Raw genomic sequence first — 16,808 nt, forward strand, 5'->3', positions numbered from 1 at the left:
AGAAGGGATTCTATGATCACATGTTCTGCACCCGGGAAAGTCTACCTTTTTGGTGAGCATGCAGTGGTGTACGGAGAAAGCGCCATCTGCTGTGCAGTTGAACTACGTACAAAGGTCCATGTGGAAAAGAACGATGATGTGATAATAGAATCCATACTCGGAACCACCGGGCCGGATCTTAAGGTCCACCCATACGTAACCCATGTCATCGAAATGATGAAAAGCCTTACAGACCTGAGGGGAGTAAGGATCAGAATAGAATCAGAGCTTCCTGTAGGTTCAGGGCTTGGATCATCAGCTGCTGTCACCGTTGCCAGCATCCAGGCATTGAATCACTTACTCAGTTGCGGGCTTTCACCGGAAGATGTGGCAAAAACTGCACATGAGATCGAAATAAGAGTCCAGGGCAACGCAAGTCCCACTGACACATATGTAAGTACCATGGGCGGGGTTGTGATGATACCTCAGAGAAAGAGACTACCCCTCCTTAAATGTCCTATTATCATCGGCAACACGAACAAATTCTCCTCTACAAAGGAACTTGTGGGCAATGTTGCAAAGCTTCGCAGCGAATTCCCTTCTGTGATAGACCCCATACTTTCCAACATTGGCCAGATGTCCATACTTGCCGAGGAGCTTGTCAGTAAGAATGACTACGTGACCATCGGAAAGCTCATGAATGTGAACCAGGGACTTCTCGATGCCATAGGCGTAGGAAGTGCGGAACTCTCAGACCTTGTTTATGCAGCACGTAACAGCGGCGCCATCAGTGCCAAGATTACAGGTGCAGGTGGTGGAGGGTGCATTGTAGTGATTGCAGAGGACAAGGACACGATGAGAATTGTAAAAGCCATAGAGGATGCCGGGGGAGAAGCCATAATAACGAAAAATACTGAAGAAGGCGTAAGACTGGAGTCATTTAATGGACGAAGATAACATTACTATCCTGAAGATAGGTGGCAGTGTCATCACCGACAAGAGTGCTGATGATGGTGCAGTAAGGATGGATGCCATAGAGCGAATTGCCGGCGAAATTGCAGGTTTTGAAGGAAAGCTCATCATTGTACACGGAGCAGGATCTTTTGGACATCCGCAGGTGAAACGTTTCGGACTTAAGGGAAATTTCGACCATACCGGCTCGATAATAACACATATGTCCGTAAGGAAGCTTAACACAGTGGTTGTTGAAGCCCTTAACTCTGCCGGGGTCAATGCATTACCCCTGCATCCCATGGCATGTGCCGTATCTGAAAACGGACGCATCAGGAGCATGTTCCTTGAACCCATAAAGGAAATGCTTTATAACGGATTCATACCGGTGCTTCATGGGGATATGGTGATGGACACCGAACTTGGGACCTCTGTCCTTTCTGGAGACCAGATAGTGCCCTATCTTGCAATTAAACTGAAAGCATCAAGGATAGGCATCGGTAGTGCTGAAGAGGGAGTTCTGGACGATCAAGGCAAAGCGTTGCCGGCAATAAGTAAGGATAACTTTGACAGGATTAAAGATTGCCTTGGAGGTTCGGCAAATACCGACGTTACTGGCGGTATGCTGGGAAAAGTACTTGAGCTTTTAGAACTTAGTGAGCAGTCAAAAAGTACTTCTTATATATTCAATGCAGGGAATGAAGGAAACGTAGCGTGTTTCCTCAAAGGTAAGAACATAGGCACTGCGATATGTGGTGTCGGAAAGTACGGATCTAATTTGTCTTAAGGTATTATCATGAGCACTTCCAGGAGAAAAATAGAGCATCTTGAGCTATGCGCAGCCAGTCCGGTAGAATCAAGGAACATCGGGCCAGGATTCAATGACGTGATGCTGGTTCACAGAGCCCTGCCGGAGATGGACATGGAAGATACGGATCTGTCAGTACGTTTCCTGGATAAGAACATGAAAGCACCTTTCATGATAGCGTCCATAACAGGCGGACATCCGGAAACAATACCTGTCAATGCAGCACTTGCAGGAGCTGCCGAGGAACTTGGTATAGGCATTGGCGTTGGAAGCCAGAGGGCGGCCATAGAGGACCCGTCACATGAAGCTTCTTTCCGTATCGTGCGGGATAAAGCACCCAGTGCATTTGTTTATGGTAACATAGGTGCAGCACAGATACGGGAATATGGTGTTGAAGGCGTCGAGAAGATAATCGAGATGATAGATGCCGACGCCATTGCGGTTCACCTGAACTTCCTGCAGGAAGCCATACAGCCTGAAGGTGACAGGGACGCTTCCGGTGTTCTGGATGTTATAAAAGAGATATGTTCACTGGCAGTGCCTGTTATAGTCAAAGAGACCGGTGCAGGCATATCACATGAAGATGCATTCCTGCTTAAGGAAGCAGGCGTATCTGCCATAGATGTAGGTGGCGTAGGAGGCACCAGCTGGTCGGGTGTGGAAGTTTACCGTGCCAGAGAAAGGAAAGATATCATGTATGAGATGTTAGGTGAGCTGTTCTGGGATTTTGGAATACCCACCGCTCCAAGCATAGTTGAATGCAGTGTATCCCTTCCCGTAATTGCAACCGGCGGACTGAGAAGTGGCCTGGATATTGCAAAATCAATTGCATTGGGTGCATCTGTTGGAAGTGCTGCACTTCCTTTTGTAGGACCTGCAATGAAGGGAAAAGAGGAAGTAGTAAGCAGCATCCGTCACATGCTCAATGAGCTGAAGGTGGCAATGTTCCTTTGCGGATGCAAAACTGTTAACGATCTTCAACTGGCGCCTGCCGTTATAAGTGGCTGGACAAGGGAGTATCTTGAACTGCGGGGCTTTAATGTGAAAGATATGGCCCTTCGTTCAAAGAATACCGAGTTCCAGAGAGTATGATATTCATCAATAGGTCAAACGGGCTTGAATATTTTATAAAAATGTATTGATTAAGTAAACAATTAAAATATGAATAATATGTAGTGAGTAATATATATGACAGAAATAGGAATCATTGCAGTTGGCGGCTATAATGAAATGGGCCGTAATATGACTGCTATAAGGATCAATGATGATATCATCATCGTTGATATGGGCCTGCGTCTGGACAGGGTCCAGATACACGAGGACGTAGAGATAGACAAGATGCATTCACTTGAGCTTATTGAGATGGGAGCTATTCCCGATGACACCATCATGAAAGAGGTGAATGGCAATGTGCGTGCCATCGTCTGTACACACGGACACCTTGACCACATCGGCGCCATATCAAAACTTGCACACAGGTATACAGCCCCCATTATAGGAACCCCTTATACAACAACCCTTATAAAACACCAGATAGAGTCAGAGAGGAAATTCGGAGTTAAGAACAATATAGTATCCCTGAATGCAGGGAATACCATGGAGATAACAAAGGAGATAACGATAGAATTCGTCAATACACAGCACAGCATAATCGATACTGTGTTCCTGGTTATCCATACAACAAGCGGTGCCATTGTATATGCCTGTGACTTCAAACTTGACAGAACTCCTACACTGGGGGATGCACCTGATTTCAACCGGTTGAAACAACTTGGGGAGGAAGGGGTCATCGCGCTGATAACAGAGAGTACCAATGCAGGACGCAATGGAAAGGCTCCTTCTGAGATGATAGCACACTCCATGCTCAGGGATGTTCTTATCGAAACCGAAGAAGCGGATGTGGGCATGATCGTAACAACATTTGCATCACATGTGGCCCGTGTGAATTCGATTGTTAAATTTGCAGAAGAAATGGGAAGGATCCCCGTACTTATGGGAAGTTCCATGGAAAGGTATATTGCAACCGCCCACCAGATGGGATATATCGAGCTCCCTGAAACGGTTGAGATCTACGGTAACCGCAGAGAGATCGATAAAGCCCTTACCAGGATAATGGAATCCGGGAAGGACAAGTACCTGCCAGTGGTCACAGGTCACCAGGGAGAACCTGGTGCAGTGCTTGGAAGGATCGCAAGTGGAGAGACGCCCTATAAGATAGACAGAGGTGACAGGATTATATTCTCAGCCAATGTGATACCAAATCCAATGACGCAGGCAAACCGCTATTCTTTAGAGACTAAGCTTAAGATGCGGGGAGCAAGGATATATGACAATGTACATGTTTCAGGACATGCATACCGTGAGGATCACTGGGAACTGCTCAGGATGCTCAAACCAGAACATGTTATACCGGCACACGGCACCATCCAGATGCACAGTGAGTACATCCAGATGGCTGAAGATGCAGGATACGTACTTGGAGACACCCTGCACCTGCTGAGGAACGGGGAAGAACTCTACATTGAAGAAGAGTAATGTAATAACGGGGATGTTTATGGATCTGATCGAAGAGATAAAAAAGCGTTCTGTGTACGTTGACAGGGGTATCGAGGAATATCTCCCCATCGACAAACCATATGAACTTTACAGGGCAGCCAGATATCTTCCGGATGCAGGGGGCAAAAGGCTGCGTCCGGCAACTGTCATACTTGCTGCGGAAGCTGTTGGCTCCGATCTTAAAAAAGTTCTTCCGGCTGCAGTGGCAGTGGAGCTTGTGCATAATTTCACGTTGGTGCATGACGATATTATGGACAGGGATGACATACGCCGCGGAATGCCGGCAGTACATGTCAAATGGGGAGAAGCCGGAGCAATCCTGGCAGGTGATACCCTTTACTCAAAAGCCTTTGAGATACTCACACATGCAGCTGGAGAGCCGGAGAGCATCCTGAAATGCATTGATATACTATCCAAGACATGCAGAGATATCTGTGAAGGGCAGTGGATGGATGTGGAATTCGAGGATCGTACGGATGTCACGCAGGAAGAATATCTTGAGATGATCGAGAAGAAGACAGGAGTTCTCTATGCCGCTTCCATGAAGATCGGTGCCATCATGGGCGGTGCACCGGATGAGGTTGCTGATGCATTCTATGAATGCGGAAGACTGATAGGGATCGCTTTCCAGATATATGATGATGTCATCGATATGACAACACCTGAAGAGGTGCTTGGAAAGGTCAGAGGCAGTGACCTCATGGAAGGCAAGAAGACCCTTATTGCCATACACGCACTGAACAAAGGAGTGGACCTTAAGATATTCGGCAAAGGGGAAGCTACCACCGAAGAGATAAATGAGGCTGTGCGCCAGCTTGAAGATGCAGGATCCATAGATTATGTAAGAGACCTTGCATTGTCCTATGTGGCGAAAGGAAAAGAGCTTCTTGACGTGGTAGAGGATTCAGAAGCAAAGAGGATCCTTCTGGCTGTCGCGGATTATATGATAACAAGATCATATTGATCTGCCACGTATTTTTTGACAGATCGGTCTTTAAATATATGCTTTATATGTCTGAAGGAAATAATCCTTCATACTTTTTTTTCAGAGCAATGATAACATTCATTGACCGGACACTGTGAATGGAACTATGCGGAACAGGTATATCAGACCTACCAAACCGGCAACACTGATCAGGAATACAAAACAGATCATGGATACAAAGAACCATCTGAAAAAGAAAAATACCCCTGACAGGAAAATATACACCTTGCAGCAGGATGCTGCAAGGTAGCTTAAAATACATTAAAGAATCAGGGATCATCCTGCTTTTCAATTACTGCCTGTGCTGCTGCAAGCCTTGCTATAGGTACACGGAAAGGTGAACAGCTTACATAGTTCAATCCGATGTTGTAGCCGAATTTCACTGAGCTTGGTTCTCCGCCATGCTCACCGCAGATGCCTATCTTAAGGCCTGGTCTTGTAGATCGGCCTTTTTCGATACCTATCTTCACAAGCTCACCAACACCTTCCTGGTCCAGTACTGCAAAAGGATCGTTTGATAACAGGGATTTCTCTATATAGAAGGGGAGGAACTTTCCTGCGTCATCCCTGCTGAAACCAAAAGTAGTCTGTGTAAGGTCATTGGTACCAAACGAGAAGAACTCTGCTTCCCGGGCGATCCTATCTGCTGTAAGGGCCGCTCTTGGAAGTTCTATCATGGTTCCCACAAGATAATCCAGTTTGACCTCTTTCAGAGCCATAACGGATTCTGCAACTGCCACAACATTCTTCTTGACAGAGCTAAGTTCACTTACATCTGATATAAGAGGTATCATGATCTCAGGAACGATATCCATTCCCTCTGCCTTTAGTTCACATGCAGCTTCGATGATAGCCCTTACCTGCATATCATATATCTCAGGATATGTGATCCCAAGACGGCAACCTCTGTGACCAAGCATGGGGTTGATCTCCAGCATGGAATCTACGCGTTCCATCAGTTTCCTGATACGCTCTGTTTCTCTGGTATTGCCACCTTCTGCTTCAAGTGCCCTCAATCTGTCTGCAAGCTCCTCATGTTTCGGGAGGAACTCATGCAAAGGCGGATCTAACAGGCGAATGGTCACAGGAAGGCCTTCCATAACCCTGAAAAGTCCAATGAAATCCTCTTTCTGCATAGGAAGGAGTTTTTCAAGTGCGGCTTTCCTTACATCGGAATCTTCTGCCAGGATCATATCCCTTACTGCAGGAATGCGGTCCTCTCCGAAGAACATGTGCTCTGTCCTGCAAAGTCCTATGCCCTCAGCACCGAAATCCCTGGCTACCTGGGCATCATGGGGCGTGTCTGCATTGGTACGGACACCCATATCCCTTATTTCGTCAGCCCATGTCAGAAGCACATCAAGCTCACCGCTCACACCCGGCGTTACCAGCCCTACCTCGCCGATGATGAGGTTACCGGTTGTGCCGTCTATTGTCACAAAGTCCCCTTCCTTGATAGTGATATCGGAAACATTGAATGTCCCGTTGTTCATATCAATACTGACAGAGCCACATCCTGCAACACATGGTTTGCCCATACCTCTTGCAACCACGGCCGCATGGGATGTCATGCCACCCCTTACAGTGAGTATTCCCTGTGCGGCATCCATCCCACCGATGTCCTCAGGAGATGTTTCAGTACGGACGAGAATGACCTTTTCATTGTTCTTTGCCATGGCTTCTGCATGCTCTGCAGTGAAAACGACCTTGCCAACGGCAGCTCCGGGAGATGCAGGAAGACCGGTGGCAACAACTTCATATTTAGCATCAGAATCAATAGTCGGATGTAAAAGACGATCAATCTGTTCAGGAGAGACCCGCATGATAGCGGTTCTTTTGTCAATCAGGCCTTCATTGACCATATCAACAGCAATTTTAAGAGCTGCTGCAGCGGTCCGTTTACCAGCCCTTGTCTGTAACATGTACAATTGGCCTTCCTCAATAGTGAACTCTATGTCCTGCATGTCCTTGAAGTGGGTTTCCAGTTTATTGTATATCTCTTCAAGTTTTGCATATGCATCAGGCATTGTCTTTTCAAGGGTTGCTATTGGCTCGGGAGTCCTTATACCCGCAACCACATCCTCGCCCTGGGCGTTTATGAGATACTCACCGAAGAAGCGCTTATCACCTGTTGCAGGGTCCCTGGTGAATGCCACACCTGTGCCTGATGTCTCACCCATGTTACCGTAGACCATGGACTGTACGTTCACAGCAGTGCCCCATTCCCCTGGGATATTATTCAGACGCCTGTAAGTAATCGCACGCTGGTTGTTCCAGGAATTGAATACTGCATCGATCGCCATCTGGAGCTGAATGCGCGGATCCTGAGGGAAGACATCACCGGTACTATCCCTGATTATGCCTTTGAATGTTTCAACAAGCTCCCGGAGGGCATCTGCATTGAGCTGCGTATCAAGTGTTACACCAAGTTCCTTCTTCTTATCACTCAACACGGATTCAAACCTTTCGTGCTCGATTCCAAGCACAACATCACCAAACATTGTAAGGAACCTGCGGTAACTGTCATAAGCGAACCTTTCGTTACCTGTTTTTTTAGCCAGGCCTGCTACAGTCTCATCATTCAGACCCAGGTTCAGAACAGTGTCCATCATACCAGGCATGGAGACCCTTGCACCGGACCTGACAGAAAGAAGCAAAGGATTCTCGTTGTCCCCGAACTTTTTGCCGGTCACCTTCTCAAGTTTTGATATAGTGTCATTTATCTGGTCGATAACCTCAGTAGGATAAGAGCCCTTTTCAAGATAAAGTAAACAAACTTCAGTTGTTATGGTAAATCCTGGAGGGACAGGGATTCCCAGGTTGGCCATTTCTGCAAGGTTGGCTCCTTTGCCACCCAGCAGATCTTTCATACTATTTTTACCTTCAGTTTCTTCGTTCCCGAAAAAATATACGAATTTCTTATCTGCCACCGAATTTCCTCCATGCATAAGAATATATGATGGACATTCATTAGTATTAAGTCGTGCCACAATAGTTCTTTTATAACTTTAAGCTTGTGGTCTGCGAGTGACTTACCCGGTCGGAAAATGAACAGATATGTTTTTGTACTGAAAAAAATCAATATTAAAATGCTTACGATACACTTATATACTATAAACGTACCATATAGTACAAAACCTAAATACAATGAAAGAAGACATATGAAAAGATTAGGTCAGATCCTGCATATTTCAAGGCAAAACGAAATTGTTGTCAGAGGCGACATGAAGGAGTTTTCCGGGTCAATGAAAGAGTTGCCACGGCTTAACTCTTTTGTTCTTGATAAATCCATAAAGCCCATAGGAAAGGTTTCCGGCATATTTGGTCCTGTTGACCAGCCTTATTTTACTCTGAAACCTGAGAAGAGAGTTATAGCTTCCGGATTGGAGAAACTTGTAAACGAAAGGGTTTACGTTCAATGATGAATTGAAGTGAATTGATGATATTTACGCTGTGAGCTGTGAATGACTAAAAATGTACTTACCAAATATATTTTGTTAAATGATTATTGAAGGTGATTTGAATGGTCGAAGTTGAAAGGGTACGATATTCCGATACTTCCGAAAGGGAGAAAATACGTGCAATGATCAAGGCACGTAAAGAGAAAGATAAGAGCGCAGAGGTAGAAAAAGCAAAAGTCCAGTGTCCTGAGTGTGGCAGCCGTAACCTGGTACAGGACTATGAGAGAGCAGAACTTGTATGTTCGGACTGCGGACTTGTGGTTGATGCTGAGTTTGTGGACGAAGGACCTGAATGGCGTGCCTTTGATCATGACCAGAGGATGAAACGCTCCCGTGTGGGTGCACCTATGACCTATACTATCCATGACAAGGGTCTGTCCACCATGATAGACTGGAGGAACCGTGATTCATACGGTAAATCCATTTCTTCAAAGAACAGGGCCCAGCTGTACAGGCTGAGAAAATGGCAGCGTAGGATACGTGTAAGCAATGCTACGGAAAGGAACCTTGCTTTTGCATTGTCCGAACTGGATCGTATGGCCTCAGCACTTGGCCTGCCAAGGACCGTACGTGAGACCGCTGCAGTGGTCTACAGGAAGGCAGTTGACAAGAACCTCATCCGTGGAAGGAGCATTGAAGGTGTTGCAGCCGCCGCCCTGTATGCAGCATGCCGCCAGTGCAGTGTGCCAAGAACGCTGGATGAGATAGGAGAAGTATCAAGGGTAAGCAGGAAAGAGATTGGCAGGACATACCGTTTCATTTCCAGGGAACTGTCCCTGAAACTCATGCCCACCTCCCCGATAGACTATGTTCCAAGGTTCTGCTCAGGACTTAACCTTAAAGGAGAGGTCCAATCCCGTGGAGTGGAGATCCTAAGGCAGGCTTCCGAGAAGGAACTAACCAGCGGACGCGGACCAACGGGTGTTGCAGCAGCAGCAATTTACATTGCATCCATCCTTTGTGGTGAGCGCCGTACCCAGCGTGAGGTCGCCGATGTTGCAGGTGTTACCGAGGTTACCATCCGCAACCGCTATAAAGAGCTTGCAGAAGAGCTTGATATCGAGATCATTCTCTGAGAATAAAAGCGCGAACAAGATCAAATGAAACAAAGGAAGATCACAATATGGCTTCCTTTGTTGAACATATTTTTTCACAGCCGTTTGCCATTGCATATCTTTTTCAGTCTTAAGCAGGATTAAAAGCATCGATGATGATAAGCCCGATGCATCATCTTTTGATGATGCAGGTATATCCAGGCAAACAAAATGTGATGTGCTGGAAGTTATGGATGAATAACGTTGAAACATCTACCTATTCATCCAGGCTCTTTTCCACAAGCAGCTTTCCTCATTCACAATCAAACCTGCAATAAAGAAATAAGTGAATTTCCATTGAATATTTCATAGATTTATCCTGTGCCAGAAATATCAGACTCGTTCTGATTAATATTCAGTAAAAACATGAGCATGAATCATTCAATAGAGCAAAAAGGCCACACAGTAAAATTGCATATCTCTGTAGAAATTCCAATATGATATATACAATTAAGATCCATGATATTTTTAGAGGGTGATGTTCCTGAAAAGCAGAAACTTAGTCATGAAAATCTTGATTTCAATAGCTTTTCTATAAAGCCAAAAGAGGAAGAGCAAGTAGTTCATACCTCTTGTAGCCTTTTTATATGCAAGTTAAACTGTTTTTCCACTTCTGCCAGCATGCCTGCAGCTTCCTCCACTTTACCCGATCTTGCTGTTTTTTCCATTTCACTGGCAATGCTACTTAAAGCCATACCACCGAGGTTAGCTGATGATCCTTTGATCCCATGCGCACAATTACTTATCTCCTCTGCATTTGCGCTTTCTATACCTATCTTCAGAGATTCTATCTGCTGTGGCATCTGTTCCATATAAGTAGAAATTGACTGACGTGCCAGTTCAATGTCACCATCCATCCTTTCCATTAAAGCCTCTTTGTCAAAAATGGGTATATCTGTTTGATGAATTTGTCCATCGGAATGGGTATGTTCATGGCTTTTTGCATTCAATTCCTTTGACCATTTATCCAGCAATTCTATGAGTGCCTTCATTGAAACCGGTTTTGCGATGTAATCATCCATTCCGGCGTCAATGAAACGTTCCCTGTCTCCTTTCATGGCATGTGCTGTCATAGCTATTATAGGCACATCACTTTTGAGGTCAGATGAAGCACAATCCCGGATATGTTTTGTAGCCTCAATACCATCCATTTCAGGCATCTGCACATCCATGAGCACCAGATCGTAGGGAATCATTTCAAGTGCTTTTATCGCTTCCTTGCCATTGGCCACAGTGTCCACTTTGTGGCCTATTTTCTTTAACATGCTTTGAGCGACTTTCTGGTTCACAATGTTATCCTCAGCCAGCAGTATTCTCAGACCTTTATTTATTCTCTCAGATGATCGATCCTGCAAAACAGATACCTCTGAATTTACAGTACCCATTTTTGTATTGGAAAGACATGATAGTTTCTCAAGCAGCTCCGTATGATTTACCGGCTTAGTAATGAAGGCAATGAACTGGCTTTTATCAAATTTAGCAGAAGCCTGCCACTGCCCAAGTGATGTCAGCATCATGAGAGGAATGTCTTTGAGTTTGTCATCCGATTTGATCACATTGGCAAGAGTAATGCCATCCATTCCTGGCATTTGCATATCGAGAAGTGCCACATCAAAAGGTTTGTTATCCTCATGTGCCTGATAAAGTGCTTGCAGTGCAGTGACACCATTCTCAGCCTCGGCTACTTTAGCTCCCCGCGACAAAAGCCAAATTCGCAGTATTTCACGATTGGTTGCATTGTCATCCACTATAAGTATGTGCAAATCCCTTACGTGATGCAATGAACTATTTTTTGGCTTTGTGCCTGAATGCTTGATAAAAGGAATTGTGAACCAGAACTCTGAACCAACCCCTTCCTCACTTATCACGCCCATCTGTCCCCCCATCATCCCAACAAGTTGTTTGGAGATAGCAAGACCAAGACCTGTGCCTCCATATTTTCGCGTAGTTGATGCATCCACCTGGTAAAATGTATCAAAAAGAGGTCCTGTTTTATCTGCAGGAATACCAATACCTGTATCCTTGACAGAAAAATGTAGCAGGGCTTCAGATTCATTTTCTGATTCAAGGCTTACGCGCACAACAATTTCACCTTTCTCTGTGAATTTAAGCGCATTTCCTGTCAAATTTGTCAATACCTGCTGCAAACGACTTGGGTCACCCCTGATATTAACAGGAACATCCGGTTCAGATGCACAGATGAATTCCAATCCTTTATCATGAGCCCTTGCGGCCAGCATTGAAGCAAAGTCATCAAGCATATCGCTTAGATCAAAATCCAGGACTTCCAGCTCTAACTTGCCTGCTTCGATCTTGGAAAAATCCAATATGTCATTTATAAGACTAAGCAATAACTCTCCGCTTGTCTGTATCGTTTCAACATAATGCTTTTGCTCTTCACCAAGTCCGGTGTCCATAAGCAGACTGGTCATGCCTATAACGCCGTTCATAGGTGTGCGTATCTCATGAGACATGTTGGCCAAAAATTCGCTCTTGGCCCTGGTAGCATCCTCTGCTCTCAAAAGGGCATGGTCCAGTTCCAGATTTTTTCTTTTAAGCTCAGATGCATATTTCTTCAACTTTTCCTCAGCAAGTTTACGTTCAGTGATATTTAGATGGGATATTACGACCTTGCGGGGGAAAGAAGCTGTAGTACCTTCAAAGGGACGAACTTTCCCTATGAACCATCTATTTTCTTCTGGCGAGTGACATGGATATTCAAGGTCAAATTCCTCACGCAACCCCATCATCACATCTTCTATCCCCTTTGCAAACTGCCAGGCCAAATCACTATCCTCGCCAACAGAATTTTTTGCGATCCGGATGTAATTTGTCCCTTCGCTCACCTTTTCAACATCAGCAAAATTTTCAATGGCAAAGTCATTCCATGATTTATTCGTCTTAATGATAGTCCCTGTTTCATCAAGTACACAAATATTTGCATCCAGAGAATCAATTGTGGACTGATTAAGCCTGTTCAGTTCTTTGATAGTTTGTTCTGCATGCCAGTTATCAGTGATATCACGGCCCACCCCCACCAAACCAATGATCTTCCCTGCAGAGTTCCTCAAAGGAGCTTTGGTGGTGTAGAGCATTACATTCCTTCCATCAGGATAAACTACCGACTCTTCATTATGTCTGATTTTACCTTCTTTCATCATTAACAGATCGTTCATTCTGAAGAAGTCTGCAAGCTCCTTGCTGAACAGGTCATAATCTGTCTTACCAATGATATCTTCTCTCTTCCTGCCAACAAGATTTGAGAATTCGGGATTGCATCCCATATATACTCCATCAGGGTCTTTGAAGAATATCATATCTGGTATTGAATCAAGAAGCCCCTCTAAGAGAGATCTTTCATTTTCAATTTTCTGCTCGGCTTTTTTACGGTCGGTGATATCTCTAACCAGAGCAATAATTTTATCTTTCCCAAAAGAGGCCAACTTGCATTCAAAATACTTGATTTCACCTTCAATAGGCATTTGATATTCAATTGCTTTTGTATATTGTTCATTCAGAACTTCTTCGATACCTTTTTTAATCCTGGCTGCCAGCTCTTTTTGTAATACATCGAAGATGTTATTGTTCAAAAATGCTTCTTTTGGCATTGCCAGAACTTTATCATCTGATGCTTTGTAATCAATGAATACCCCTCTTTCATCCAGCACGAATATCAAGTCAGGAATCGCTGTGATCAAAGACTGGTTATATAAATTGCTCATCTCCAGAGCTTCTTCATTTTTCTTTCTCTCAGTTATGTCACGCACTGCTGAAACACGTAAATGTCGTTCATTGTGTGTGAGATTCAAACTTTCCACTTCAACGGGTATTATAGACCCGTCTTTTCTTACGCAACGCACCTCATATGGTTTTGTGGATTTTTCAGCCATATTCTGTCTGAGGGTATCATGATCAGCAGGATGGAAAAAAATTGGTATAACATCCTTCCCTAACAATTCACCACGCGTATACCCTGTCATACGGACCAGTGTTTCATTGATTTCAAGAGCTATACCGTTCTCATGTATTACAATACCCTCAAAAGATACATCCGAAAGCAAGCGATATTTTTCCTGACTTTGGATCAGTTCATTTTCCGCAATACGGCGCATCAAAGCTTCTCCGATATGCGATGCAATAACTTCAAGCTGCTCGATGGCATCAGACGAAAAACATCCTTTCCGGTGATCTCCAAAGTGGATCAGACCCACGATCTCATTTTTCATACGGATGGGTATAAGTGCCACGGAGGCATACCCCTGATGGATGCATTGGTTGCGTGGATGTAATCGAATCTCCTCTTGCGGTGAAAGCCCAAGAAGTGGGAAGGAATCGTTGGTCCAGCAGCTTCCACCCCGTGTGAAGAGAGGATTAGAGGGATCAGTGTAGCCGGAAATAACAAGGCCACATGTACATTCCAATTTAACGTTGCCGTTGTAATCTCTGCACAGGCCTCCTTTGGTATTGCGTAGGACCAGTGAATTCTCAGACTCCAGAAAATCCGTGGAGAAACCTTCACTTGCAATATATGGATAATCATCCCCATCTTTCAGGCGAATGCCTACGGCATCTACTCCGGTAAATCTCTTCAAGGTTGAGATCACATCCCGTATCGGATCATGTAGATCGCTTGGCTCATTAAGAATACGCAGAACCTCAGTTCCCATCTCGTGATAGGTTTCAGTCCTTTTGCGCTCGGTGATGTCTCTGGCTATGCCTTCCATGGCAATGAGATTGCCATTGTTATCATACACAAAAAAATTCTTTTGTTCTGTCCAAATAATTTGTCCGTCTTTTCTTATCCAGCGGAGAGCTACAGTTGTTCGGTCATTAAAATCTGCTTTTGATAAGCTCTTGAGAATATGAACATCATCCGGATGCACCAGTTTAAACCCTAGATCAGGATCTTCATAATGCTCTTCAGGTGTATAGCCTGTGATTCTGGTTGAAGCCGGACTAACGTAGGTGAACCCTCTTTTAGGAGAGAATTCATATCTATATATCATGTCTTCAGCATTTTCTGCTAGCCTTCTGAAACGCTGTTCACTTTCCTTTAGCATTTCATCTGTATTTTTGCGCGCAGTTATGTCCTGGAATACCGTCGCAAAGAATCCCGTACCTGCCTGATAAGCACTAATGCTATAGTATCGTTGCAATGGTTCAGAGAACATTTCAAAATTAACAGGTTTGCCGTTAATTGCAACATCACCACATATTTCAATGAAAGACGTTTTTTCTATACCTGGAAGAACCTCACTTGCACAGTTCCCAACAACATCTTCAACTTTGAGTCCTGTATGAGTCTCAAAGGCTTCATTGACCTCCAGAAAAACATAGTCTATGGGCTTGCCATGGTCATCCTGGATTATTTTATGGATTGCCACAGCACTAAGGGAATTCTCAAACAGGCCACGATACTTCTCCTCACTCTCACGTATTGCTTCTTCAGCACCTATCTGTCTTACTATGTTCCATACAGAGTCCATGAGTAAAGTTAACTGTAGCTCATCTATTTCCTTATAATCAGATCCTTTGTTTGCAACCCCGGCAACGGCCACAATTTTGTTATTTCGGAAAATGGGCACTGTCATAAATCTGTGAAGTTGAACATGACCTTGTGGATAACCTTTTTTTAGAGTATTTGGAGCACTAAAGTCATTTATAATGATAGATTTGCGCTGTCTGACAGCTTCTCCCCAGATGCCTGTATCATCCAGCCTGTAAACAGTCTGCGGATTAACAACCTCACATTCCTTCATTACACCTTTAGACCACGTGTTCAGGGTGAATTCCTTTCTTGTTTCGCTGTAATAATAGATATAGCCGAACTTGCTATCTGTGAGCTTAATTGCTTTGTCAAGGGCAAAGTCAAGGTACTCCTGGACCGAATCATATCTTGACTGCAGGATTTCAACAAGACTTTGTAGTCGTTTCTCCCTGAAGAGCAACGCTTCTTCAAACGTTTTAATTTCAATTATGTCCATATGTGAAATTTCCATTCTTTCGACCGGCTCATCATCTTGTGCTGACAAGAAAGGTGTTTCTTGATCACTTGATTCCAATTTCTTTTTCATTTATTTTCCTTCACGTTGCTTCGATAAACTCCTTCTTTCTGCCGGATTTGTCAGCTAAAGGACTGTTTTAATGAATTTAAAAAGGCCATCATGACATGTGTATTTGAGATGTTAATATTTTAATAGCACATGTATTATATATATAGATTGTCAGTTCAGCATATGTTTAAAAGTTGCTAAAATGCGAACAAAATATGAGCAGATAAATGGCTGGCTCTATAGAAACCTACTTCCTTTTTTATTTTGACATAATAATTTCAAAAGGAAAAATTTCCTTGATATTGAAATTGTTGAGCAAAGTATAGTTTAGTTTACGAATTTAGCTATTCCATAGGATTCACTTAAATAATGGAGCTAAATTAAAGATGAAAATAAAAAATTATGCGGGAATTGCACCCGCATTTTCTAAGCGGCCGATTTGTGCCTTTTGTTCATCTGTGAATATCCTATCAATATCAAGCAATATTAGCAGGCGATCATTGATCTTACCGACACCCATGATATACCTGTCAGTGACTTTCGAAACTATGACATCAGGTGCAGGTTCGATATCTTCACCAGAAATGCTTAACACTTCTGCAACTGCATCAACAACCATTCCAGCAACAAGGCTTCCTATTTCAACAACAATTATGCGTGAATCATCCGTCTTTTCGACATGATCAAGACTAAATCTCTTTGCAAGATTAATTATGGGAATTATGCTGCTGCGAAGATTTATGATGCCTTCTACGTAATCAGGTACCTGCGGGATCTTTGTGATATCCGGTATACGAATTATCTCTTTTACCCTGGATATCTCAATGCCAAACTCTTCACTGGCAAGCTGGCATATGACCAGCTGGAGCAGCTCTTTGGAAGAGCTGCTATCCTTTTCAACATATTCTGCCATTGCAGGAC

General features: G+C 44.0%; 11 protein-coding genes. 8 read left to right on the forward strand and 3 right to left on the reverse strand.

Annotated features, from left to right (window positions below; translation table 11 throughout):
• Nucleotides 1-12 precede the first annotated feature (12 nt).
• The 6 genes from V7O64_RS04735 to V7O64_RS04760 all read left to right on the forward strand — a co-directional run bounded on the left by V7O64_RS04735 (nucleotide 13) and on the right by V7O64_RS04760 (nucleotide 5,529).
• Entirely contained in the window at nucleotides 13-936 is a 924-nt protein-coding gene (locus tag V7O64_RS04735) for a mevalonate kinase (RefSeq protein WP_407356876.1), read from the forward strand.
• Entirely contained in the window at nucleotides 923-1,717 is a 795-nt protein-coding gene (locus V7O64_RS04740; RefSeq protein ID WP_407356877.1) for an isopentenyl phosphate kinase, read from the forward strand. The genes V7O64_RS04735 and V7O64_RS04740 overlap by 14 nt, the downstream gene beginning before the upstream one ends.
• A 3-nt stretch (nucleotides 1,718-1,720) precedes the next feature.
• Nucleotides 1,721-2,830, forward strand: a complete 1,110-nt coding sequence (gene fni / locus V7O64_RS04745; protein ID WP_407357261.1) for a type 2 isopentenyl-diphosphate Delta-isomerase — start codon at nucleotides 1,721-1,723, stop codon at nucleotides 2,828-2,830.
• A 96-nt stretch (nucleotides 2,831-2,926) separates the two neighbouring features.
• Nucleotides 2,927-4,273, forward strand: coding sequence for an RNase J family beta-CASP ribonuclease (locus V7O64_RS04750; RefSeq protein WP_407356878.1), 1,347 nt, complete (start codon nucleotides 2,927-2,929; stop codon nucleotides 4,271-4,273).
• Between the two features lie 19 nt (nucleotides 4,274-4,292).
• Nucleotides 4,293-5,258 carry a polyprenyl synthetase family protein gene (locus V7O64_RS04755; RefSeq protein WP_407356879.1) on the forward strand — a complete coding sequence of 322 codons (966 nt, stop codon included), beginning with the start codon at nucleotides 4,293-4,295 and terminating at the stop codon, nucleotides 5,256-5,258.
• Between the two features lie 127 nt (nucleotides 5,259-5,385).
• A complete protein-coding gene (locus V7O64_RS04760) occupies nucleotides 5,386-5,529 on the forward strand; it encodes a hypothetical protein (protein WP_407356880.1) in 144 nt (47 codons plus the stop codon).
• A 19-nt stretch (nucleotides 5,530-5,548) separates the two neighbouring features.
• On the opposite strand, the gene ppdK is transcribed toward V7O64_RS04760, so the two are convergent.
• Nucleotides 5,549-8,209 carry a pyruvate, phosphate dikinase gene (gene ppdK / locus V7O64_RS04765; RefSeq protein WP_407356881.1) on the reverse strand — a complete coding sequence of 887 codons (2,661 nt, stop codon included), beginning with the start codon at nucleotides 8,207-8,209 and terminating at the stop codon, nucleotides 5,549-5,551.
• A 159-nt stretch (nucleotides 8,210-8,368) separates the two neighbouring features.
• Between ppdK and V7O64_RS04770 the strand changes: the two genes are divergently transcribed.
• Both V7O64_RS04770 and V7O64_RS04775 read left to right on the forward strand, forming a co-directional pair.
• Nucleotides 8,369-8,701: an H/ACA ribonucleoprotein complex subunit GAR1 gene (locus V7O64_RS04770; RefSeq protein WP_407356882.1), complete on the forward strand. Its 333-nt coding sequence runs from the start codon at nucleotides 8,369-8,371 to the stop codon at nucleotides 8,699-8,701.
• 101 nt (nucleotides 8,702-8,802) lie between these two features.
• Complete coding sequence (locus tag V7O64_RS04775; protein ID WP_023846028.1) at nucleotides 8,803-9,816, forward strand: transcription initiation factor IIB; 1,014 nt, start codon at nucleotides 8,803-8,805, stop codon at nucleotides 9,814-9,816.
• Nucleotides 9,817-10,397: 581 nt separating this feature from the next.
• Here V7O64_RS04775 and V7O64_RS04780 read toward each other — a convergent pair.
• Complete coding sequence (locus V7O64_RS04780; RefSeq protein ID WP_407356883.1) at nucleotides 10,398-15,908, reverse strand: PAS domain S-box protein; 5,511 nt, start codon at nucleotides 15,906-15,908, stop codon at nucleotides 10,398-10,400.
• Nucleotides 15,909-16,287: 379 nt separating this feature from the next.
• Complete coding sequence (locus V7O64_RS04785; RefSeq protein ID WP_407356884.1) at nucleotides 16,288-16,800, reverse strand: chemotaxis protein CheW; 513 nt, start codon at nucleotides 16,798-16,800, stop codon at nucleotides 16,288-16,290.
• Nucleotides 16,801-16,808 lie beyond the last annotated feature (8 nt).

It is taken from the genome of Methanolobus sp. WCC5 (assembly GCF_045690325.1).
Lineage (GTDB): Archaea > Halobacteriota > Methanosarcinia > Methanosarcinales > Methanosarcinaceae > Methanolobus.

Excerpts from the sequence above, each read along its gene's own strand:
- V7O64_RS04735 (WP_407356876.1), top strand. The coding sequence starts at position 13 with ATGATCACATGTTCTGCACCCGGGAAAGTCTACCTTTTTGGTGAGCAT.
- V7O64_RS04740 (WP_407356877.1), top strand. The coding sequence starts at position 923 with ATGGACGAAGATAACATTACTATCCTGAAGATAGGTGGCAGTGTCATC.
- V7O64_RS04750 (WP_407356878.1), top strand. The coding sequence starts at position 2,927 with ATGACAGAAATAGGAATCATTGCAGTTGGCGGCTATAATGAAATGGGC.
- V7O64_RS04755 (WP_407356879.1), top strand. The coding sequence starts at position 4,293 with ATGGATCTGATCGAAGAGATAAAAAAGCGTTCTGTGTACGTTGACAGG.
- V7O64_RS04760 (WP_407356880.1), top strand. The coding sequence starts at position 5,386 with ATGCGGAACAGGTATATCAGACCTACCAAACCGGCAACACTGATCAGG.
- V7O64_RS04770 (WP_407356882.1), top strand. The coding sequence starts at position 8,369 with ATGCTTACGATACACTTATATACTATAAACGTACCATATAGTACAAAA.
- V7O64_RS04775 (WP_023846028.1), top strand. The coding sequence starts at position 8,803 with ATGGTCGAAGTTGAAAGGGTACGATATTCCGATACTTCCGAAAGGGAG.
- V7O64_RS04780 (WP_407356883.1), bottom strand. The coding sequence starts at position 15,908 with ATGAAAAAGAAATTGGAATCAAGTGATCAAGAAACACCTTTCTTGTCA.
- V7O64_RS04785 (WP_407356884.1), bottom strand. The coding sequence starts at position 16,800 with ATGGCAGAATATGTTGAAAAGGATAGCAGCTCTTCCAAAGAGCTGCTC.